Below are 23548 nucleotides of genomic sequence, written 5' to 3'. Positions count from 1 at the left end.
TGTCATTGGTTTTCTCACAGGATGGTCTTGGATCTTACATTCTTTATCTCTAGCACATCTTTAGAAAAATGGTATAAATCCCTATCAGGGATTGAAACGCCCGTCCGGCTGAGGACACCCAGATTTATTTAGCCGAAATAAACCTAAATCCCTATCAGGGATTGAAACGCCTCTAAAACGGTATCGAGCAGCAGCAAAAAGCGCTGAAAAAAGCCGAAATAAACCTAAATCCCTATCAGGGATTGAAACACTTTGAGTAAACCGAATTGCCCAAACTTCCCAAATGCCGAAATAAACCTAAATCCCTATCAGGGATTGAAACGCTGCACGGTATCAGCAGGCAGAGGCAAGACATCAAGCCGAAATAAACCTAAATCCCTATCAGGGATTGAAACCACTAAGAAACAATTTGGTATTCAAACAATTTAAGCCGAAATAAACCTAAATCCCTATCAGGGATTGAAACTAATCGTGTAGGGCTATAGAAAAACCGCTAGCTTTTAGCCGAAATAAACCTAAATCCCTATCAGGGATTGAAACACAAAAATACTGAAGCTTTTAGAAAGGGCAAAACCCCGCCGAAATAAACCTAAATCCCTATCAGGGATTGAAACGCTCGGAAAAAGCATGACTGCCGTGAGCAGAGATATTTTGCCGAAATAAACCTAAATCCCTATCAGGGATTGAAACATATAAAGGACATAACCAAGTACCCTCACCAGGACTGCCGAAATAAACCTAAATCCCTATCAGGGATTGAAACGTCCCCCAAGCCAAGATATATGCAGGCATCAGTAGCCGAAATAAACCTAAATCCCTATCAGGGATTGAAACCTAAATTAAGGAGCATAGCTTTCTTCCTTAAAACGCCGAAATAAACCTAAATCCCTATCAGGGATTGAAACTTTCCGCTGTTGGTCGCCCCTACTCCTCGGATGTGGGAAAAGCCGAAATAAACCTAAATCCCTATCAGGGATTGAAACGTAAAATCGAGTTTTGATTGACCCAATGCGGTAGTTTTGCCGAAATAAACCTAAATCCCTATCAGGGATTGAAACCGATAAATTTTTCCACGCCGTCCGAAACGCAACCTCGCCGAAATAAACCTAAATCCCTATCAGGGATTGAAACTGGAAGCCGGCTTTAGAAAAAGCTGGCGTAGTTTACAGCCGAAATAAACCTAAATCCCTATCAGGGATTGAAACTCGCCGTTGGCTACGACGTAAGCTCGCACCCATCCGAGCCGAAATAAACCTAAATCCCTATCAGGGATTGAAACCTCCCAGTGACAATTTGCCCGGAACCAACGGATTAGTGCCGGGCCGAAATAAACCTAAATCCCTATCAGGGATTGAAACAATCTTGATGCCCAAGAAGATGCTAGCGAACTCGAGCCGAAATAAACCTAAATCCCTATCAGGGATTGAAACGCCGCTAGCTGTCAGCGTGATCGGCACTATAAGCGCCGAAATAAACCTAAATCCCTATCAGGGATTGAAACTTGAATTTGAAAGTCTGACCATTTGAGCCGATGGCCGAAATAAACCTAAATCCCTATCAGGGATTGAAACGTCAACCGCATTAGCCAAACTAGGAGACAACTGTCGCCGAAATAAACCTAAATCCCTATCAGGGATTGAAACATATTCGTTCCCTACGAAAAGTGCTGATTCATCTGGGCCGAAATAAACCTAAATCCCTATCAGGGATTGAAACAAAGCTTGCGACAATTTTGTTATCCCTATCAAAACTGGCCGAAATAAACCTAAATCCCTATCAGGGATTGAAACAAATCAACGAAGCAATAAGGAGCAAAACAATGAGCAGCGCCGAAATAAACCTAAATCCCTATCAGGGATTGAAACTCTCTAGTGCCTTCAACTTCTTGCCAATTAAACTTTTCCCTGCCGAAATAAACCTAAATCCCTATCAGGGATTGAAACCAAAAAAGGTGAATTTAGCATGATACAAAAGAGGTTTGCCGAAATAAACCTAAATCCCTATCAGGGATTGAAACCAGTAATTTGCTAGCAGTGTGCCTGAATCAAAAAAGCCGAAATAAACCTAAATCCCTATCAGGGATTGAAACTTCCCCGCCCTGCTGGCGTTTTTTTCACCCGCTGAATAGCCGAAATAAACCTAAATCCCTATCAGGGATTGAAACTCAAGCCAAGCAGAGGATAAATTAAATATCCGAGCCGAAATAAACCTAAATCCCTATCAGGGATTGAAACGAGCTTGCATACAAGAGGTTTATATTCCTTGAGGAAGATATGCCGAAATAAACCTAAATCCCTATCAGGGATTGAAACACATGACTGTCACATAAGAATTGAGCAATAAGTTATGCCGAAATAAACCTAAATCCCTATCAGGGATTGAAACAAATCTTCAAGTAATTCTTCCAATCGACCTTCGTATGGCCGAAATAAACCTAAATCCCTATCAGGGATTGAAACCTTTCCGATCGTCTTCCGATACTGTTGGCTTTCTCCCGCCGAAATAAACCTAAATCCCTATCAGGGATTGAAACAGTGACTTAATAAGTATTGATTACAACAATTGACTACAGCCGAAATAAACCTAAATCCCTATCAGGGATTGAAACATCGACCCCACCGCTTATTGCAATACAACTGCCGAATGCCGAAATAAACCTAAATCCCTATCAGGGATTGAAACTTGAATATGTGGTAGATTTGCTTACAAATCCAGTGCAATCGCGCCGAAATAAACCTAAATCCCTATCAGGGATTGAAACTTCAACCCAAATCATATTAGTGTAAGTGAAGCAAGCCGAAATAAACCTAAATCCCTATCAGGGATTGAAACGATAATCTTGGCTAAGAATGCAATTTGTTCATTGCTAAGCCGAAATAAACCTAAATCCCTATCAGGGATTGAAACTACCGCATAACACAATAGATTGTAATATTTCTTTACAAGCCGAAATAAACCTAAATCCCTATCAGGGATTGAAACGCAATTATTTGGTGCTTCCTTGCAATTGTCAACTTGGCCGAAATAAACCTAAATCCCTATCAGGGATTGAAACATCAATTACTACGAACGCAGCGGCGATCGTCCCGTGAGCCGAAATAAACCTAAATCCCTATCAGGGATTGAAACAATCCTTCTTGTCCTTCTGGTTCGCGTTATTGTGTTGAGCCGAAATAAACCTAAATCCCTATCAGGGATTGAAACTCCCAGATTACCTCATCATCAATCTGGGCTCCTTCGCCGAAATAAACCTAAATCCCTATCAGGGATTGAAACCTCTTTCAAAGTAGGACGTACTTTTGCTAGGACAGGGCAAGCCGAAATAAACCTAAATCCCTATCAGGGATTGAAACTTTTTTCGGGGAATTTTTCTGTCCCTGTGAAACTCGCCGAAATAAACCTAAATCCCTATCAGGGATTGAAACGGATAGGGGATATTGGATGGCTGAATCTGTAGATGTTGGCCGAAATAAACCTAAATCCCTATCAGGGATTGAAACTAGTAGCTTACAGTCAAGACCTTCACAATACTCGCCGAAATAAACCTAAATCCCTATCAGGGATTGAAACAGGAATCTCTAATAAGGTCGGTAACTGAGTAGCTTGCGCCGAAATAAACCTAAATCCCTATCAGGGATTGAAACCCACGCGCTCCAGTCAAGGTCAAAACTTACCTCGAGCCGAAATAAACCTAAATCCCTATCAGGGATTGAAACGAATTTATTCGTCAGATTCGTTGGCAAAAAAGCATTGCCGAAATAAACCTAAATCCCTATCAGGGATTGAAACCCGGCAGCTAGGCCAGTAGGAGAAGTAGGCAGCGCTGCGGCCGAAATAAACCTAAATCCCTATCAGGGATTGAAACCCAATTGCAAAATATAGTTTTCCGCTTTCTCCTGTTGGCCGAAATAAACCTAAATCCCTATCAGGGATTGAAACGATTCTTCCAAAATCTTTGTTAAAGAGTTTTATGGGGCCGAAATAAACCTAAATCCCTATCAGGGATTGAAACCCTCAGTAGCCTTTTTGGCAGTATCAGATGTAAAGTGCGTGACTGTGAATAGATTTGGGCTTGTGTAAAAAGCCTCAACCGTCACGCACCGTAACTCGCGAGTGCAGTGCTAGCATCCCACTCACACAAAATATCACTGCCGAGTAAATCAATCATTGATAAACTCACCTTCACAGATAATCGAGTCTCTGTTCTCCAAATCTTCTTGATTCCAGACCGCGTTTAATGCTGCCGAACTTAAGGAAGTTGACATCGTATTTAAGGTTGTGTTGTAGTATTCAACAGCATTATTAAGTTCTACCTGTGGCGCTTCCTTAAAGTACGAATTAATATCAGGCGTGCACCGCTGGGCCTGGTAGTATAAATAAGATTCAGCATTAATGCACATTACGTGGTAAAAATCCTTATTTGCTGCCTCAACATCTCCAAGTTTATACAGCGCTAAACCCCGGTTGAGATAAGCTTTAACATAGTTCGGATCGAGTTCCACTGCTTGGTTAAAGTCTTCAATTGCAAGCTGCATTTGCTTTAATTTATAGCGAACGCAACCTCTGTTATAATACGCATAAACATTTTTTGGATCGATGCCGAGTGCAGTGTTGTAATCTGCGATCGCCTGCGTATTGTTTCCTAATTGGTGATAAGAGAGACCGCGATTTATGTAAGCTTTGATATATCTAGGATTTAACCGCAGCGTTTCGTTAAAGTTCTCGGTTGCTGCCTCTTTTTCTCCCAAAAGGTAGTAAGCGCGCCCCCGGTTGTAATAGGTTTTATAATTGTGGGAATTGATAGACAGAGCTCGATTGTAGTCTTCAATTGCTTCTTCGTAATGTCCTAAATTAGCAAGTACCAGTCCCCGGTTGTTGTAGATAGCGTGGCTGTTAGGCTTGCTTGCTAAAGCGCAGTTGAGATCGTCAATGGCTTTGTCGTGTTCTCCCAGATGGCGCCAAGCATTGCCTCGATTCAAATAAGCCTCAAACAAATTAGGATTGATATCTAGTGCTTGGCTGAGGTCTGCGATCGCTTTTTGGTAGTCTTTCATGTAATAGTAAACCAAGCCGCGATTGTTATAGGCTTTGGCATCGGCGGGATTGACTTGCAATATCCGATCGAAGTCCTCAAGTGCCGCTTCGTAGTTTCCTCTTTTGGCCCTGTGCAAACCGCGTTTGTAAAATTGTTTGAGGTTCATAGGTCAACTTTCAGGATTGCTTGATTCTGTGGTTGATTCTTGTCCAGTCAGTGTTGAGTTCGAGAGGCCTTAATCTGTTGAAAGAGCATCCACTCGCCACCAGAGTCACTCTTAACTGATTCTAGGCAATCTACCAGAAACAGGATTTTATGTTTATTTTAACAGCAGTTAAATCCTGTTGAAACAGCCTGCACCTCGGCTGGATTTACTTCCTCAGTTCGATTGTTTACCCGATCGACTTTCGCTTAAAAGTCTAGCTTTCTTTGGTGCTCTGTATCTCTGGATGCGGCTGCGATCGGCTCGATGCCAAATTAAGTTTGAGACCGCTACTCAGTATAAATTGTTGCCAGCAGTACCACCGAGTAAAATTTATATCTTTTTAATAAACTTCGTCTCAGTATTTGCCGCAGCACGTCTCTACCAACCTTTGTTGCCTAATTACCGATTGATTTCCTCTTCCACATAAACAGTCAATTTCTCCAAATCAGGAAGTTCGATCAATTCTTGTTGCTTTTCCTTAACCGACACCGGCATCATCACTGGTTGACGCTGCTCAATCCAGCAACTCGCCAACGGTAAAGTTTGTTCCAAATCTTCCAAAGGCCTCGGAATTACCATCACTGCGTTCAACTCGCCAATTCGCTCAGCTTCGTACATCCCGGCTTCTACCGCTACTGCTACATCTGCAACTGCACCGCGAATAATTGCCGTGCACAAACCGGCTCCAATTTTCTCGTAAGCTGCCAAGTGTACGTCTGCAGATTTGAGCATAGCATCGCAAGCACCGACCATTGCCGGAAATCCCCGCGTTTCCAGCAAACCGATCGCCTGATTGCTAAGCCGAGAATAACTGCCACTTTCCGACAGTTGAGTCAGGCGAAAGCCGATCGGCAAAACCACTTCCAAATTAGCCAAAGGTCTAGGAATCACCAACTTAGAAACAAACTGCCCGAACTGTTCGGCAGTTTGAGTTCCAGCTTCCACAGCCAAACGCACATCCGAAATTCTGCCGCGGACGATCGCCGTACAGTGACCGGAACCAATTTTTTCGTATCCTACTAAAATCACTCCTGCCGACTTCAGCATCATGTCAGCAGTCCCGACAATTGCCGGAAAACTCTTGGTGGATACCAAACCCAAAGCAGTGTCTTTGAAGTATTCCTGGCGCTGCGATCGCTCTTGTTGATTGTTACGATCTGTTTGTCCGTCCATCTTCTATTACCCTTAGAAACTTCCCAAAATAAAAATTTGTTGATAGTTTTAGTTTGTCAGATGAGAAGACAGACTGCACAAGCTGTAAGACACAGATTTCTGCTGCAACGCATTAAAAAGTGCTGGGCGACCAATAATATTAGATTATCTATTGATATTTCATCTTTCTGCCTTCAGCATAGCTGCCTTTTGCCGAAAAAACGACTACTCGGAACCGTCCGAGAGAGTTTGACCGTTTTCCTCCGATCGACTAAAAGCTTGTCGGTGTGGAAACAGCGTCACCAGCAGCCGATTGATGTGAGCTTGGCCGTACAAAATAGTTGGCGTTTCCCCTGGTTGGGGGGATTGCTCTGCTGCAGATTCGGGCGCTGTTTCGGGAGTCTGCGGCGACGTTTGAGGATGTGTTTGGGGCGGTTCTGGCGGCTCGATCGGTCGATCGACTGGTGGCGTAGTAGCCGAGGGGGTTTCCGGTGCTGCCGTTGCTTCTGGGGTTGCTTCTGGGGTTGCTTCTGGGGTTGCTTCTGGGGTTGCTTCTGGGGTTGCTTGGCGGCTGGTATCTCCGATTAGAGAACCGGCCGGCAAAATTTCCATTTGAGCGATACTAGGGTCGATCAGCGTCGTCCCGGCGCCTATACAAGCATTTGCCCCGATCGTTCCCGCACCTACCACCAGCACCCCTGCACCCAGAATAACGCCCGCTCCGATCTCCAGATTACCTTCACGGGCGTGAAGGATAACTCCCATGCCGATACACGCACCTGCGGCGATCGAAATCCGGCTGCCCGGATCTGCTTGCAGGATTGCTCCTGGGGCGATCGCCGCACCCTGATTCACAACTACATCGCCACTCATCAAAATCTGAGAGTTGCTACTTAATTGCAGTGGCGATACATACATTCAACTTCACCATGAAAGGAGCTATGATTTTAGATACAAAAACTTTAAATTATGGGTTTTCTCGACTCCTATAGCAAAAGCAAGAAAGAAGAATGCTTTAGTTATCTAGGACAGAAGTCAAAAGCAATCGACCGCACGGGAAAAGTGCAATTAAGAACATCCTCGCTGTCGGGCGCGGTTGCTGTAAATTTAACCAGGTCAATCTAAGAAACGAGAATTTACTATGTTGAGAAGCTTGATGCTTTAACGCGGTTGTCTAGAAAGTTTTAGAAGATTCTAGATTTTGACCGAGAGTTCTCAATCGAGCTTTTTAACTATCTCAAATCCAACTTCAATCCCCTTGGGTTTCTCCCGCGGGCCCCAGCGCGAGGACTGAACGGGAGAAACCAGCTAATCACCTAACCAATTAAGGTCGTTGGATAATCTCTTCTAGCACCCGGCGCTTGGCTTTCGAGTCGATACCCAGCAAGCGGACGTACTCGCCGCTGTGTTCTTTGAGACAGCTTTCGAGGGCCGAAATCACTTCGGATTCGCGGTTGGAGGAGATCGGCGCGCAACTGCTCCAAGAACCGGTGCGGAAACGGCGGGCGTCGGCGTGTTCCGTGCCAATTTTGTATCCTTGGGAAAGCAGGTTGCGGATTTGGTCGATCGTCTTGCCGGTCAAACTTCCGCTGCCCGCCGAACCAGTCGAAGCTGCTTTGTATCCCGATGTTCCACCCGGCTTAGATGTTCCAGCCGGCTTAGCCGATTGAGCAACCGGGCCGTCTGGACGCTGAATAAGTTCTTCTACCACGCGGCGCTTAGCTTTCGGGTCAATCCCGATCAAGCGCACGTACTCGCCCGGGTACTCGTTCATCACAGATTCTAAAGCGGCGATCGCCTCAGATTCGTTTCTCACTTGCAGCGAAGGCCCGCTTTGCCAAGAACTGGTGCGGAAGCGGCGCGCGTCGGCGTGTTCCGTCCCCACCTTGTAGCCTTGAGCTAGCAAGCTGCGAACCTGAGCCACTGTTTCGGCACTCAATTTCCCGCTTGACACGGAACCCCTATTGTGGTGGGAGGCTTGTGCCACTTTACCGTTAGATTGGTGAGTTTTCGCGCCGTTAGAACCGCTAGAGCCGTTGTCTCCCGGTCTTTGGACGATTTCTTCTAATACGCGGCGCTTGGCTTTGGTGTCAATCCCGATCAAGCGGACGTATTCTCCTTGGTGCTGGGCCATGCAGGCTGACAAAGCCGCGATTACTTCAGAGTCGCGGGTTGAGGAAATTGGGCCGCAAGTGCGCCAAGAACCGGTACGGAAGTGGCGTACATCGGCGTGTTCGGCTCCCACGCTGTATCCTTGGGCTAGTAAATTGCGGATGCTATCGGCAAGAGTTGAACTCAATTGGGTGCCGGCATGGGTAGAATATTTGGTTTGAGTCATATTGGAGTTTTTAGTTTGCTCGTTGCGAAGTGGTGCTAGACAGGCGATGTTCTCAGCGCAGCGATAACCCGCTCTCAGAGCGTCATTGATGCCGATGACATGGGTCGCAAATTCAATGTCAGAATCTTGAACGTCAGGCAAGCGATCGGCTTGCTTCTGATTAGTGATGATGGCTCCCGAAGGTACGTACTTACCATCGGGAATCTCCACATCTTTAATTAGTACGTGCATCATCACAATGCAGCCGTTGCCCACTCTGGCATTGAATACCGTAGAGCGAAAGCCGATAAAGCAGTCGTCGCCCACGTAGGCAGGGCCGTGAATTAAACTCATGTGGGTGAGGGAAGTATTTTTCCCCACCCACACAGAATAGGATTTGTCGTCGTCCCCTGTGACTCGCCCTTTTTCTAGACCGTGAATCACTACTCCGTCTTGAATGTTGCTTCCTTCTCCGATATGAAAAGGAGTGCCTTCGTCCGCGCGGATAGATGTCCCGGGGGCAATCATCACATTAGAACCGATATGTACATCCCCAATAATGTTAGAAAAGGAATGTACGAAGGCGGTATCGTGAATTTTGGGCTCTGCCAAGTTTTTCGACCAAGGCGTCGGGGGAGCCGCAACGTTGCGGACTGCCATAAATTAAGTTCTCCTAAGCTGAAAAATTTTTTTGTTAGTTGTTAGTTGTTAGTTGTTAGTTGTTAGTTATTTTTCCACTAACTGCTAACTGCTAACGGTTGCAACTAGCGGTACGGGTCGTCTTTTTTACTGTAAATGAGGCGGTTTTCTACATTGACAGTATCTATAATGCCTACTACCAGAGCATCGATCGGACGGTTTTCGCTCCCGGGCGCGATCCGGGCTGCGCTGCCTCGGGTTACTAAAACCCATTCATCTATACCAGCGCCCACACAGTCAGCGGCTACCTCATAGCCGGGAACTGGTGAACCTTCCTCATCGATGAATTGCAGCAGGAGAAATTTCGATCCTCTCAGCGTCGGCTCTTTTTGGGTACTGACAACTGTGCCGAGAACTTTGGCCATTTGCATTTTAGGTAATAGGTAATAGGTAATTGGTAATTGTCATTTTTTCACTGAGTTACTTGTCGTTTTTAAATTAGCTTTCTTCTGTCTGCTCGGCGCCTTTTAGAGTTCTTCGTCTAGTAACTAATGACTCGCCAGAAACGGGTAAAATCCCCAACTTAAGTGGATGCTCCCGAAATTTTAGACTAAGACTTCAAGCTCCCCGATTCAATGCGAGAGTCAATCTAAAATCTAAAATCTAAAATCTAAAATCGACGGACTCATGACTCATGACTAATAACCAATATCCCATGCCCACCTCAATTAAAAATTAAAAATGCTAAATCAAAAACATCGCGATTTTTAATTTTTAATTACCAAACGCCCCTAACAGCCGATCGCCTATCTTACGATCTGTTGAGGGGGCGAATGCCGCTGACGCCTTCGCGGAACTGTTCTACAGCTTCGGTGTAGCGAATGGGCAACACGTACTCTAAGTTTTCGTGAGGGCGGGCGATAATGTGGGTAGACATCACTTGTCCGCCGTTAACCCGCTTCACTGACTCTACTCCGGCGGCGACGGAAGCTTGCACTTCCGAGACATCTCCTCTTACAATGACCGTAACGCGAGCGCTACCGATTTTTTCGTAGCCTACCAACGTGACGCGGGCTGCTTTGACCATCGCGTCAGCGGCTTCTACAACTGCGGGGAAGCCTAAGGTTTCGATCATGCCAACTGCAATTGCCATTGGTTTTACTCCTGATTGAATATTTGGGGAACTAAACAGTTAATTTTTGAAGTTCGCACAAATTTTCCTTTAACGAAATTTTTGTGCGCTAAGAACTTAGTAGCCTCGGAACTGTTCTACTGCTTCTGTATATCGAATCGGCAGAACGTATTCTAGGTTTTCGTGGGGGCGAGCGATGATATGGGTAGAGACGACTTCTCCGCCGTTCACCCGCTTGACGGATTCCACTCCGGCTGCCACAGAGGCTTGGACTTCCGACACGTTGCCGCGCACAATTACTGTGACGCGGGCGCTGCCGATTTTTTCATAGCCCACGAGGGTAACGCGGGCTGCTTTGACCATAGCATCGGCAGCTTCGACAACAGCGGGAAAACCTTTTGTCTCAATCATTCCCACGGCAATTGACATTTTTGAATCTCCTTTGAGGATTAGCGGAATTACCGTTACAAATCTTTGAGAAATCTAAAAATTTGGACGGGGAGGCCCACATTCTTTAGTAATGCTGTGTAAAGCTTCCTATCCTTTAAGAATAGGGGAAGCTGTCCACCTTGACAATATAAACTAACATCATAATGTTTAATAACAAAAATTAAAATTTTTTATGTTACTTCAAATAATTTAATATTTATTTAATAATCTTAATATTGAGAGGAGTAGATGTCAGCGGCGATCGGGGAGTCGAGTAAGTAAAAATACTTTAAAAGTAGAGTTCGGTAGGTGAAGGCGGCGCTTCTCAGTGTCGGGAAACTTGGGGATTTCAAAAGGGGGATCGCGGGGAAACTGGCAAAAAAGGCAGTCTTGGCCGATCTGCGGCCGTTTTTTTCTTTGAGTGCCGAGCCTAAAAGTTATTTAATTTTCTATTGAGATAATTTTCAGTTTTGATGCTTTAATGTATAGTGAATCTTGAGTGCAAATTATTTTGCCAAAACTATACGATCGAGTTTAGTCAAAGTTTTAGGGTATCGGGCGATCGCCCGCGACTGTTTTTGTATAAAGGCAGCCGGTAATTTGAAGTTTAAGGCATAAATTAAATGACTCAATTTCTCCTCCAAGCCTGTTGGTGGGTACCTTTATATGGCTTAATAGGCGCAATTTTAACTTTGCCGTGGTCTACCGGCACCGTTCGCAGAACAGGCCCGAGACCTGCTGCTTACTTCAATTTGCTGATGACGGTGTTGGCTTTCCTGCACGGGTCAGTTATTTTTACAGCGACTTGGGATCGACCGCCCCAACAGTTGCTCGTCCACTGGGTGCAAGCAGCCGATTTAGATTTGTCTTTTGCAATAGAAATCTCCACGGTCAGCGTGGGAGCAATGGAGTTAGTTACACTTCTGAGTTTGCTAGCCCAAATTTACGCTCTCGGCTACATGGAAAAAGACTGGGCGCTAGCTCGATTTTTTGGGCTGATGGGTTTTTTTGAAGCGGCAATTAGCGGCATTGCCATCAGCGACTCGCTGCTTATAACTTACGCTTTGTTGGAAGTGCTGACGCTTTCAACTTACTTGCTAGTCGGGTTTTGGTACGCTCAACCGCTGGTAGTAACAGCCGCTAGAGATGCCTTTTTAACAAAGCGTGTAGGAGACGTGCCGCTGCTGATGGGAGTAGTCACGCTTTCAACTTTAGCGGGAAGTTTGACTTTTTCCGACTTGGAAACATGGGCGGAAACTGCAACTTTGTCTCCCCTAGTGGCGACTCTTTTAGGTTTGGCTTTAATCTCCGCACCTACGGCCAAGTGCGCTCAATTTCCCTTCCATTTATGGCTCGACGAGGCGATGGAAGGGCCAAACCCGGCTTCGATTATGCGGAATACGGTAGTTGTGGGCGCTGGGGCTTATGTTTTGATTAAACTTCAGCCTGTTTTAGCGCTGTCGCCCGTGACGGATGCGGTGCTGGTGGTGTTGGGTGCGGTGACGGCGGTTGGCGCTTCCTTGGTGGCGATCGCCCAAATCGACATCAAAAGAGCACTATCGCATTCTACCAGCGCTTCTATGGGTTTGGTGTTTATCGCAGTGGGGCTAAATCAAGTTGACATTGCTTTGCTGTTGCTGTTCGTGCACTCGATCGCCAAGGGCCTATTATTCATGAGCGTAGGGTCAATTATTACCACAACTAACACTCAAGATTTAACAGAAATGGGTGGGTTGTGGTCGAAGATGCCTGCCACGACTACGGCTTATTTAGTAGGCGCTGCGGGGATGGTAGCGCTGTTGCCTCTGGGCAACTTTTGGGCGATGCGGCGCTGGCTCAACGGTTTTTGGACGGTGCCTTTGTGGCTGGTAATAGTGCTGCTTTTAGTTAACTGTTTGACAGCGCTAAATTTAACTCGCATATTCGGTTTAGTGTTTGTGGGAAAACCGCAGCCTAAAACTCGCCGAGCTCCGGAATCCGCTTGGCAGATGGCTTTGCCAATGGTAATTTTGACGGTGATCGGGCTGTTAGTGCCTTGGATGTTGCAGAAGTGGCAACTGTTAATTAGTTGGAGCGGGCCTTGGGTGGAAACGGGAGATATTGATGCTTTAAATTTGCTTTTGAAGACGCTGAATACGCCGCTGTTGATGTTATCTGGGTTGATTGGCTGTGCGGTTGGGGTGGCGATTTATTGGTACGGGGTGTTACCTCGACCGGTACGGCTACCTGTTCCGGTTTTGCAGGATTTGTTTGCTTACGATTTTTATATCGATCGAGTTTACCGCTTGACTGTCGTTTGGGCTGTGGCTTCTATTTCTAAAATCAGCGCTTGGACTGACAGGTATTTGGTAGACGGGGCGGTTAATTTGTTCGGTTTGGCGACAATTTTCAGCGGCGAAGGGTTGAAGTACAGCGGCACCGGTCAGTCGCAGTTTTATGTGTTGACTATTGCGGCGGGGGTTGCTGTGTTGCTGGCGTTGATTATTTGGCAGTTTTAAACTGTAGAGGTTGGCAGATGAATTTTTCGGGGTTTGTCTGCTTTTTGTCTGATGTTATTTAATTTTCAACCGCAGATGAGCGCAGATGAACGCAGATGAGGGCAGATGATTTTCTTCTGGGTTTGTCTGCTTTTTTATTGAGTTTTACTCAAATTCGATCGGCCACAATTCTGCAACTGGAACTTCCCAGCCTGGTAAAAGTTCGGGAATTGAAAGAATGTCGCCGTCTCTCAATGTAATTGGCTCGGCGGTCAGGGTGTAAATTGTTACTGTGCGTTTGTCCGGGTCGATTAATATGCCTACTTGGGCTCCGAGTTCGAGGAACGAGCGAATTTTTTCTCGCAGTGGTTTGAGGCGATCCGATTGGGATTTGATTTCTACAACTAAGTCGGGAACCAGTTCGGCAAAATACCTTTTACTTTGTTTGAGACGCGCCGCTAGCACAAAAGAAACATCGGGAGCTCTCAGATCGGAATTGGGGAGGATAAACCCGCCGCTGGACTCGAAAACTCTTCCGAGTTTGCGGGGTTTGACCCAATTACGCAAAAGACTGAGTAACTCGCCCCCAATTTCGCTCGATACAATATCGGATGGTCCCATAACGATAATTTTCCCGTCTACCAGTTCGAGTTGGTAGTCTAGATGTGCTTCCGAGAGTATACCTTGCAGTTGTTCCAAGTCGGCAACTGTTAGGCGGGTGGAAGGAGAACCGGATTTAATTTGCAAATCTTCTCGATCGGTAAGACTTGTGGTCATAGGAGGATTCCAGAGACATTTGAATCTATGTTAACAAGAAAATGGGCCGATCGCTTTTATATGTAGTTGCTTTGCGTTAATGTTAAATATAGCTCTAAATACTGTGTAACAAAGGAAAGTTTTAATTGATGCTCAGTGCTTTAATCTGGATACCAATTTTGGCTGCTGCCCTGATTGGGCTGTGGCCCGGTTCAGTGAGTTCTAAAATAGTTCGGAATGTCGCGATCGCCATTGCGGGTATAACTTTGATTCTCTCGGTAATTTTGGCAGCTCAGTTTGATGCCAGTACCAGTCAGTTGCAGTTTTCGGAATTTATTCCTTGGATAGATGTTTTGGGATTGAATTACAATCTCGGCGTTGATGGTTTGGCTCTGCCTTTGGTAATTTTAAATACTCTGCTGACAGGGGTAGCTATTTACGCTACGGATGAGTCGATCCGCAGACCTCGACTTTATTATTCTTTAATTCTGTTAATTACCGGCGGCGTAACAGGGGCTTTTTTATCTCAAAATTTGCTGCTGTTTTTCCTGTTTTTTGAGGTAGAATTGATTCCGCTTTACCTGTTAATTGCTATTTGGGGAGGCGAGCGCCGGGGTTATGCTGCTACTAAGTTTTTAATCTACACTGCATTTTCGGGAATTGTGCTGCTGGCTGCTTTCTTGGGCACTGGTTGGCTTAGCGGTGCTTCTAGTTTCGATATGGTGGGTGCAGCGGGCGCATCGCATTTGCAAGGAGGATTGCCATTGCCTTTGGTAAGGCAAATTATTTTGCTGGCAGGGGTGTTGCTGGCTTTTGGAATTAAGATGCCTTTGGTGCCTTTTCATACTTGGCTGCCGGATGCTCACGTAGAAGCTTCGACGCCGGTTTCGGTGCTGCTGGCGGGGGTGCTTTTGAAGCTGGGAACTTATGGGATGCTGCGCTTTGGTTTGGGTTTGTTTCCAGATGCGTGGGCGGTGGCGGCCCCGACTTTGGCGAGTTGGGCGGTGGTGAGTGTGCTTTACGGCGCGAGTTGCGCGATCGCCCAAAAAGATATGAAAAAAATTGTAGCTTACAGTTCGATCGCTCACATGGGCTACATTTTGTTAGCTAGCGCCGCAGCTACTCCGATTAGTATGCTGGGAACAGTTTTGCAAATGGTTAGCCACGGTTTAATTTCGGGGCTGCTATTTTTGAGTGTCGGCGTTGTTTACAAAAAATCCGGCACCCGCAACATCGATGTCCTCAAAGGTTTGTTCAATCCGGATCGCGGTTTGCCGATGATTGGCAGTTTAATGATCCTCGGCGTGATGGCTAGTGCCGGCATTCCGGGTTTGGCTGGATTTATTGCTGAATTTTTGATGTTTCGGGGCAGTTTGCCAGTGTTTCCCGTGCAAACTTTGCTCTGCATGATCGGCACTGGTTTAACTTCAGTTTACTTTTTAATTATGGTCAACCGCGCCTTTTTCGGCCGCCTTTCGGATTTGGTGGAAAATTTGCCGCAAGTCCGCTGGGACGATCGCATTCCTTCGCTGGTTTTAGCAATAATTATTGCAATCATGGGAGTGCAGCCGGGAGTTTTAGTTGCTTTGAGCGAGAAAACCGCGATCGCGATGGCAGTTCCCGGGCCCGCACAAGTTAAAGTTTCTCAAAACTTAGACTGATAGGATCTCCGGTCGATCGACCGCACTCCAATTCGTTTGTAGTGAGTATGACAGTCCTCAGAATTGTATGATGACTTGCATTCCTCACTACAAACAAACGCACCCCCCAAAAACCTAAAAAACCCACTTTTGTCGATATAGAGTGCGTCTGGGAGAGTAGGTATGTTTATTATATCAAAAGAAAGTAAATATTTGTGTTTTTCGGTAGCAAACCTTGCTAAAAATGATATAATACCAGAGCTATAAGCGGTAAGAAAAGAGTTATTAAATTAAGGCTGAATCCAGATGACAAGTACCGTATTAAAACCATCTTCTCATCCCCTATCCGCATACATTGACATCTTGGAATCAGGCAAAGCTTTGCTGCCTGAATCGGCGGAAAATGTAGTAGAAGTTGTCGGCATTCTCAAAAGTTACGGTGTGGTTCTCGATGCCTATTCTCGCAATCTCAATTATATTGCAGAAGAACAGTTTTTAGTGCTTTTCCCGTTTTTTAAATATTTCAATGGGGAAGTCACTCTGCCGAAGTTAATGCGCTATTTATGGCACGATCGCATTAATTTTGAGTATGCTGAGTATTGCATGAGAACAATGCTTTGGCACGGCGGCGGCGGTTTGGACAGTTATTTGGATTCCCCGAAATTTAGCAGTTTGGTCGAAAAGGCGATCGCTGCTAAATTGAAAGGCAATTTTTTCATGCAAGGACTACACAAAGCATTTCCTGAGTTTTTGCCCGAACAAGTGCGGATGCTGGCTTACTACAGCGGTCTCGGTCAGTTTTGGCGGGTAATGAGCGATTTGTTTATCGACTTATCTGATTCCTACGATCGAGGGGAAACTAAGTCTATTTCTGATGTAGTTGATTTTGTCAAAGCCGGTTTAGTCGCCGCGGCCAGCCTGCCGATTACCTACAGCGTCAAGATTGGCTCTCAAGTTTACGATATACTGCCGGCGACAGCTAATTTGACATTTTTACCAGATGTAGCCGTACCTTATGTAGAGGCTGTTTTCTTTCGGGGCACTGCGTTTTTTGGCACAGTTTCATACAATGCTCAAGCTCATCAAATCCCCGAAGAACAAAGAGAATTTGCCTACGGGGCTTTGTTTGCTGACCCTTTACCGATTGGAGGTGCAGGGGTTCCGCCAACTCAATTAATGCAAGATATGCGGCATTATTTGCCGGAGTATTTGCACGAAGTTTATCGCACTAGCTGTCGGGGTGAAGACGATCTGCGGGTGCAAATTTGTCAGAGTTTTCAAAAGTCGATGTTTTGCGTGACGACGGCGACTATTTTGGGTTTAGCACCTCATCCAATGAATACATCGGATTATGAGGAAAAAAAGGCTAATAGGGCTTATTTGGAAGGTTGGATGGATCGGTTTGGGAATTCTCGCTTGGATTGGGCAAATCAGCCAACTAACCGGGCCTGTCAGTTGTTCCCGGAACGGTAGAATTGCGACTGTTTTTTAGAGCGCAATGTCTCTAGAAGTTCTAACAATATTACCGGAAGAAAGCAATTGCTTTCTTTAGGATGCCGAAAGCTCATCCTGGCGATCGCAATGAGCTCGCGTCCGGTAAAGTAGCCGTTATCAGGCAAGTAGTGAAAACTTCTGTCTGCCGACTTTTATGAAGACTGAAGTTCTCACTACGAACCAATTTTATAGTGGTCGTTCGAGCGGACATAATATGACATAGTAAACAGTTTGTTTTCTGGTCATTGCGATTGCTTTCATCAGAGAAAGAGCCGCTGACGGTTAGGCTGGCAATGACAGGATACAGAACTTGTTATTTCCCAAATATTTAGATTCGGACTAGAATACTCAGCCCGTGAGAGTCGGTTCCGCAAGTTCCCAGCAAACCATAAGTTTCTGCTAAATCTTTGACTAAAGCAGTTTGTATTGGACTCGGTTTCCAAGGAATAGGATTACCGTAGGCATAGTAGATTTCTATGCCGTCAATTCCTAAACGAGCGGCTTCTGGGATTAATTTATCTGCGGTAGAACGATAGCGGCAAGGATGGGCGAGAACTGCTAAACCTCCTGCTTCCTGAATAGCATTAATTACCTTTGATGCTGGATAATTATCGTTACCGACTATACCGCTATCGCGTCGCAAGTATGGTTTGAGACTGGGATGTTGCGGATCGAAGCCATAACCGAGAATGTGTACGTCATTGTTGAGCAATTCAGCATTAATTTCAGCCCCTGTCCACAGAGTTGGTGCTGTGACATTACTGTCGGGATTGTTTGATTTCCAATTATCCAACCAAATTTGAGCTTGAGCGTAGCCTTTGGTGCAATGGTGGTCGGTGATAGCTAAGCCCTTGAGACCCCCGGCTATGGCTTGTTCCATCAATTTCTCTGGCTGCAATCGCCCGTCGGAGTAGACTGTGTGCATATGAAAATTATAGGAACCCGGACAGCTATCGGCATCAATTGTCTGCAGGACTTGTTTGAGTGCTGAGATATTTTGGGCTTCAGGTTTGAGACTAGAATCGTGGCAGGGAGCGAGATTGACAGTCATAAGGGTTTCTATAAAAAAAACTAGCCTTGTTTAATATATCCAATAAATTGATATGTTGCACCGATCGCGATAGCAGCAATAGCGATTTACCGTGGCGCGGGGGCGGGTTTATGAGATTATTGATTTTCGGCAATTATGGTTGGTAAAACCCGCCCCTACAGGTTTGTGGAAAATGCCACAAGATATCAATTCAATCGCACTTTAAACCTGCGGCTGCGGCTGTGGAAAATTCGATCGGCACAAATGTAACTCCAAACTGTTCTCTAGAACACGGCACAATATGCGCCACTCGTTTAGGAGGGTTTTTCCGATTTCCAGTCTTTGAGTCAAACTCTATTATACCGGTAGCTCCCTCGGCTTTAAAGTTTGGATCGGCTAAGGTTTTTTGCATTCCTTCGCGGCTGGGTTCTGGCTGCATTTCTAGGGCTTTAATCAGCGTCCGGGCTGCATCGTAGGTTAAAGCCGATCGAGTATTGACCGGGCCTCCCCACAATTTTTCAGCGTTGTGCGGAAATTTTTTGTCAAAACTTATTAACGGATGCCAAAACACGGATATTCCCAGTTTTTCAACAAACTTTAGCTGTTTTGCTACTTCTAACGTTCTCGGCTCGTACAGAGTCCAGGGCGCGACCATCCAATTGCGATCGTTATTAGCTTTAATCATTTCGATCGAATTTTCTAGGGAATTAGTGACTTGACCGTCTGGAATGACAAGTAAGGCTGTTTTTCCGGCTTTCTCAACTTCTTTGATTGCTGCTTCGGCGTCTAAATTATTTTTAGATAAATCGTAATAATTCCTAATTCTAAAAGTCGAGCCTCCTTTGGCTTCAAATTGCTGTTTAAATTCTTCCCACAAAGAAGCGCTGAACGGACTGTTGGGATTGTAAAATACTGCGGCTTTTTTCTCGCCGACCCCTATCAGTTGATTTACTAAAGCTTCAGCTTCTATGCTAGTTGTCGGAGCCGTCCGAAAGAAAAATTTTCGAGGTTTTCGCGTTAGTTCTTCTGTTGTGCTTCCCGGAGAAATAGCGACGAGTTTATTTCGATCGTAAATATCTACTGTTTCCACAGTCATGTCGCTGGTGTAGTGTCCGATAACTGCTAGAATATCGGGCTGAGCGACGAGATAATTAGCCCTTTGAACGGCGTAGGATTTGATATTGCCATCATCAGCAATGATGACTTTGAGACCTTTTCCTTTAATAGCTTTTGGTTGGAGAAAGCCTTGACCGGGAAAATTTTTATTGTTCTCATTTGCAGCCAGAAGACCTAAATTAACTTCGGTTTGAGCTTGAGCAATGCCACGAAGCAGTTCTTCTGCTAAATTTGCGTTGAGGATGCTGCCGTCCTGATTGCGGCGGATAGGAACAACAATTGCGATCGTGTAATATTCTGCATTTATTGCCTTCAGCAGAGCGTTGTTGATGTAAATTAAAGTTTCTGGATCTCTGCGGTCTTCCCGCCAGGACTGTTTGAGCAATTTTAAAGCTTCGGGATAATTTGAGTCGGCAAACTCATTGATTCCCCTTTGTTTTGACCACAGGGCGGAGGTTTGCACTAGGAGTTTTTTGCCGGAACTTACACCATCGGGGGAGGGTGTAGGCCGCGTCGGTTGCGGGGAAATCCTAGGGATTAGCGGGGAAATTCTGGGGATTAAAAGTACGATCGCCCCAAAAGCTGCAATCCCCGCAACGCCGAACAGCAGCCAGCCCCAGCCCCATCGCAACTTCCGCGAAGTTTTGGGTAACTCGGGCCCTGGGACGATCGACAAATCCAAGTCTTGCAAAACTTCATCCACAGATTGGTAGCGGTCTTGAAAGTGAAAACGCACCATCTGGGTTAAAATCTTTTTGAGCTTGTCGCTAATCGGTTCAGATGTTAAATAATTCCAGACAATTTCACCAGTTTCGGGGTCTTGCGGCAGATTGGTGGGACGCCGCCCGGTGAGGGCTTGAATCGCGATAATTCCTACTGCATAAATATCATTGTAGGGTTGCGGGAGAGACTGCGGCTTGTATTGTTCGGCAGGCATATAACCGCTAGTGCCGATCGCCTGCGAGGTGAATATTTCACCAGTAGAGTTAGAGGTAAAAGTGCTGATTTCTTTGACCGCCCCAAAATCAATTAAAACAATTTTTTGATCGGTTTTGCGCCTAATTAAGTTAGAAGGTGTAATATCGCGGTGAATAATTTTTTCTTGGTGGACAGATGTTAATATTTCCAGAATTTCCCGCAACAAACCAACAGTTTTTTTTTCATTCCACCGATCGCCCGCAGTAAGTTCTTGACTGAGCGGATGTCCTTCAATATATTCTTGAACTAAGTAAAAATAATCGTTTTCTTCAAAGCTATCGAATAATTCGGGAATGCGCGAGTTTTTGCCGAGAAGACGGCGCAAAGCGCTAGCCTCCCTTTCAAATCGCTGCCTTGCCCTCTCCAAGACGCGAGGATCGTTCGACGGGGGAAAAGGAATTTCCTTAACAACGCACAGAGGATTATTAGGTTTGTTGATCTGTACAGCCGTGTAGGTTCTAGCAAACCCTCCCTCTCCCAACAAAGCGAGAATTTCGTATTTTTCATGCAGGATATGCCCTAAGTTGACACACATAAATTTTCCAACACCTCTTGACAGGCTGCGGCTTTTAATGTTGATTATAAGCTTTTTTTGTTGCCAGATACAGCTTGGCAACATATCAATTTCGTCTGTGTCTATATCAAAAACATTATAACTCTCAGCAATTCGCAATTATACATTAGTGATGACTGATGGCTAATTCCCAATTATCTTTCTGCTAACTTGCTGAGTACAAAAGCAGCTAAAAATCCGCAGACAGTAATTAGTCCAGCAAAATCGTGAGTTTCCTCGAATGCTTCGGGAATCATAGTATCTGAGATCATTGCTAAAATACCCCCTGCTGCTACGGCGGTAGTTGCGGCTATTACTTCCGCAGAAAAGTGGCTAAAAACCGTATATCCTAACAATGCTGCGATACCGGAAATAACTGCGATCGCGCCCCAAACTCCAAAAATGTAACCGATCGATCTCCCTGCTTTTTTCATGCCGGCGGCGCTGGAGAGTCCTTCGGGAATATTTGAGAGGAAAATTGCCACTACTGTCACCCAACTGACAGCGCCTCCAGAAATCATGCTGACGCCAACGACGATCGACTCCGGTATCCCGTCTAACAGCGCGCCGAGGGCGATGGCTAATCCGCCACCGCCTGACTCTGTTGTAGCTGGGTGCAAAGCGCCCGATCGCTTGCGGTGTTTTGCTCCCTGTTGACTCAAAAACCAATTGGCGGCTGTGTAGACAGCAGCGCCCCCCAAAAAGCCGATCGCCGTAGAGTCGAAACCGCCGCGCTTGTAAGCTTTGTCCATCAGTTCAAAGGATAGCGCTGAAATCAGCACACCAGCGCCAAAAGCCATAATTGTTGCGATCGCCCGCTGGGGAATGCTGACAAAGTAACCCACCGCAGCTCCCAGTAGCAAGGCCGAACCCCCCACTAAACCCCAAAATCCTGCCTGCAACCACACTGGAAACATCAGCCCTACCTCAGAGGAAAATTTTTTGATGCCCGCTCGAAAATTATATAGTTTTCATTGCAAACTGACAGCGGATACAGCATTTCTCAACCTAGCGAGGTACTGCCTCTTTAGCAAGCAATTTCCAATGACTAATGACTAATGAGTCATGACTAATGACTAATAACTAATAACTAATAACTAATAACTAATAACTAATAAAAACAAATTCCCCGGGATAACCGGGGAAGGAAAAATATTAAAAAAAGTAATGTTGTTTTAATAAATAGAATTTGCCAAAAAGCGGCGATAAATTAGTAGCAGCCCTTGTTAATTTGAGAGCGGACGCCGGGGCGGGCATTCCTGTGCAGGTGCCGCACCCGATCGCATTTTCCAGTCTCAAGAAAACAGTTGCATTCATATTTGAGTACCAGTTAAGCTTGGCTGCTGTTGCGAGTCTGGCTTGCCAGCTCCAACAGTTGCGCCCAGCGTTTTTGGACTTGTTTGGGAGTGCATTTGAGCGCGGTGGCGATCGCCTTGTCGCTTTCTTGATTCCGCTTCATTTCTAACAGTTGCTGCATTTCCGGCGACAGTTGAGCGCGAAATGCTTCCCATTTGTCAGAAGTCATTCCCAGCTTTTGATCGACATCAGCACCCAGCCATTCGTGTACGAGTTTCCAATTTTGAGTGCGGGCAAATTTTTCCACGTGGTACTTAAACCGCTGTTGCAAGTAGTCGCGCTGGCGGGCAGACAAACCGAGAACTCGATCGATTTCCGAAGCCGAAAGGTCTTGCAATTTTAAAGTGAGGTAGTCCACGCATTCTGGTTGATTTTGAGATTCCAGATAGGCAATCAATTCCGAGACTACTCGATCGCGCAGCACAGCATCAGCCGGATCGACAGTTTCCAATACCATTTGCTCGCGCACTTGTTGCAGCGCCGGAGAGCGGCTGTACATTTCCGCCTCTTCTCCCTTGCCGGATTCTACAGCCATTTCAATGTCGATCGCAGTTTCCGGAGGCTGACCCTTGGCAAATCCTTGAGCGCGCAACACGATCAGGCGCTGGCGGTTGCGGCCGGGCAAACCAATTTGGCGCTTGGCGTAGTGTTCGGTAAAAGCCATGTACTCTGCCAATTCTAGCTGCGTGCGGGGCTGGTAGGTAGCATCGAGTTGGTGTTCGCGGCGGAAAGCTCGCAGAGATTCGATGTAAAAGCCTTGCAAAAAGTCTTCAATCATGTTGTAGCGAGCTTGGAAGTTCAAGTTCGATCGGAAAGAAGCAACATGGCGGTAAATCATGGCCGCGAGGTGAGAGTGCAGTTCGACGCGGCCTTGTTTGGAACCGAGGCGGTAGTATTGCAGGATTTTTTGCAACCGGTGCTCTGCCAAAGTGATTTGCCAAGCTTCAACTTCGCCAGAAATTTGGATGCGATCGCTTTTTTGGCAAATCCGTTCGACTTCCTTACCAATCCGCATCGCCACTGCTTGAGCGCTGCGGCTGGCAGTTTTCATTTCCCCTTGCAATTCTTTGAGGGCGAAGTCAGCCAAAGCCAGGATATCGATGCTGGAAACAGTATTGATTTCGGCGTCTGGTTCGCCAACGGCGGCCGGAATGCAGTTGAAGCTAGAAACGGTGTTGCAGTTGACGGTGTTGGTGGCAGTTTTGAGAGTCATGGCGTTTATCGGGTAGTAGCGCATAG

At 45.9% G+C, this 23548-nt stretch carries 16 protein-coding genes and 1 CRISPR repeat array; of the genes, 3 read left to right on the top strand and 13 right to left on the bottom strand.

Annotation, left to right across the window (positions count from 1 at the left end; genetic code table 11):
- Positions 1–131: 131 nt before the first annotated feature.
- A CRISPR array of direct repeats spans positions 132–4012; the repeat unit is 37 nt; unit sequence GCCGAAATAAACCTAAATCCCTATCAGGGATTGAAAC.
- 148 nt (positions 4013–4160) lie between these two features.
- The 8 genes from QUA80_RS26795 to QUA80_RS26760 all read right to left on the bottom strand — a co-directional run bounded on the left by QUA80_RS26795 (position 4161) and on the right by QUA80_RS26760 (position 11541).
- Positions 4161–5201, bottom strand: a complete 1041-nt coding sequence (locus QUA80_RS26795; RefSeq protein WP_333428028.1) for a tetratricopeptide repeat protein — start codon at positions 5199–5201, stop codon at positions 4161–4163.
- A 438-nt stretch (positions 5202–5639) separates the two neighbouring features.
- A complete protein-coding gene (locus QUA80_RS26790; RefSeq protein ID WP_333428027.1) occupies positions 5640–6413 on the bottom strand; it encodes a BMC domain-containing protein in 774 nt (257 codons plus the stop codon).
- 204 nt (positions 6414–6617) lie between these two features.
- Complete coding sequence (locus QUA80_RS26785) at positions 6618–7310, bottom strand: carbon dioxide concentrating mechanism protein (RefSeq protein WP_333428026.1); 693 nt, start codon at positions 7308–7310, stop codon at positions 6618–6620.
- A 406-nt stretch (positions 7311–7716) separates the two neighbouring features.
- Complete coding sequence (locus QUA80_RS26780; protein ID WP_333428025.1) at positions 7717–9369, bottom strand: ribulose bisphosphate carboxylase small subunit; 1653 nt, start codon at positions 9367–9369, stop codon at positions 7717–7719.
- A gap of 104 nt (positions 9370–9473) precedes the next feature.
- Positions 9474–9779, bottom strand: coding sequence for a EutN/CcmL family microcompartment protein (locus QUA80_RS26775; protein ID WP_172186882.1), 306 nt, complete (start codon positions 9777–9779; stop codon positions 9474–9476).
- Between the two features lie 380 nt (positions 9780–10159).
- On the bottom strand, positions 10160–10501 hold the full coding sequence (locus tag QUA80_RS26770) for a carbon dioxide-concentrating mechanism protein CcmK (protein ID WP_006635058.1): 342 nt from the start codon (positions 10499–10501) through the stop codon (positions 10160–10162).
- Positions 10502–10597: 96 nt separating this feature from the next.
- On the bottom strand, positions 10598–10909 hold the full coding sequence (locus tag QUA80_RS26765; protein ID WP_006635059.1) for a carbon dioxide-concentrating mechanism protein CcmK: 312 nt from the start codon (positions 10907–10909) through the stop codon (positions 10598–10600).
- Positions 10910–11415: 506 nt separating this feature from the next.
- A complete protein-coding gene (locus QUA80_RS26760; protein ID WP_333428024.1) occupies positions 11416–11541 on the bottom strand; it encodes a hypothetical protein in 126 nt (41 codons plus the stop codon).
- On the opposite strand from QUA80_RS26760, the gene QUA80_RS26755 reads away from it, so the two are divergent.
- Positions 11533–13407 (top strand): NAD(P)H-quinone oxidoreductase subunit F, encoded by a 1875-nt coding sequence (locus QUA80_RS26755; protein WP_333428023.1) that lies wholly within the window; start codon positions 11533–11535, stop codon positions 13405–13407. The two genes, QUA80_RS26760 and QUA80_RS26755, sit on opposite strands and share 9 nt — an antisense overlap.
- A 144-nt stretch (positions 13408–13551) precedes the next feature.
- On the opposite strand, the gene QUA80_RS26750 is transcribed toward QUA80_RS26755, so the two are convergent.
- Positions 13552–14163 carry a Uma2 family endonuclease gene (locus tag QUA80_RS26750; RefSeq protein ID WP_333428022.1) on the bottom strand — a complete coding sequence of 204 codons (612 nt, stop codon included), beginning with the start codon at positions 14161–14163 and terminating at the stop codon, positions 13552–13554.
- Between the two features lie 128 nt (positions 14164–14291).
- Here QUA80_RS26750 and QUA80_RS26745 point away from each other — a divergent pair, with 128 nt between their 5' ends.
- The gene (locus tag QUA80_RS26745) at positions 14292–15803 is read left to right on the top strand and encodes an NADH-quinone oxidoreductase subunit M (protein WP_333428021.1); all 1512 of its coding nucleotides are present in this window, start codon (positions 14292–14294) and stop codon (positions 15801–15803) included.
- Positions 15804–16088: 285 nt separating this feature from the next.
- Complete coding sequence (locus tag QUA80_RS26740) at positions 16089–17255, top strand: CO2 hydration protein (protein ID WP_333428020.1); 1167 nt, start codon at positions 16089–16091, stop codon at positions 17253–17255.
- A gap of 349 nt (positions 17256–17604) precedes the next feature.
- Here the strand turns inward: QUA80_RS26740 and QUA80_RS26735 are convergent, their stop codons facing one another.
- The 4 genes from QUA80_RS26735 to QUA80_RS26720 all read right to left on the bottom strand — a co-directional run bounded on the left by QUA80_RS26735 (position 17605) and on the right by QUA80_RS26720 (position 23522).
- Positions 17605–18327 (bottom strand): PHP domain-containing protein, encoded by a 723-nt coding sequence (locus QUA80_RS26735; RefSeq protein ID WP_333428019.1) that lies wholly within the window; start codon positions 18325–18327, stop codon positions 17605–17607.
- Between the two features lie 190 nt (positions 18328–18517).
- Positions 18518–20935 (bottom strand): bifunctional serine/threonine-protein kinase/ABC transporter substrate-binding protein, encoded by a 2418-nt coding sequence (locus QUA80_RS26730; protein ID WP_333428018.1) that lies wholly within the window; start codon positions 20933–20935, stop codon positions 18518–18520.
- Between the two features lie 173 nt (positions 20936–21108).
- The gene (locus tag QUA80_RS26725; RefSeq protein ID WP_333428017.1) at positions 21109–21870 is read right to left on the bottom strand and encodes a ZIP family zinc transporter; all 762 of its coding nucleotides are present in this window, start codon (positions 21868–21870) and stop codon (positions 21109–21111) included.
- A 413-nt stretch (positions 21871–22283) separates the two neighbouring features.
- Complete coding sequence (locus QUA80_RS26720; RefSeq protein WP_333428016.1) at positions 22284–23522, bottom strand: HetZ-related protein; 1239 nt, start codon at positions 23520–23522, stop codon at positions 22284–22286.
- Between the last annotated feature and the right edge of the window lie 26 nt (positions 23523–23548).

It is taken from the genome of Microcoleus sp. F4-D5 (assembly GCF_036704885.1).
In the GTDB taxonomy this organism is placed as follows: domain Bacteria; phylum Cyanobacteriota; class Cyanobacteriia; order Cyanobacteriales; family Microcoleaceae; genus Microcoleus.
Note: the sequence above shows the minus strand (reverse complement) of the source record. Positions and strands in the feature narration are given on the sequence as shown.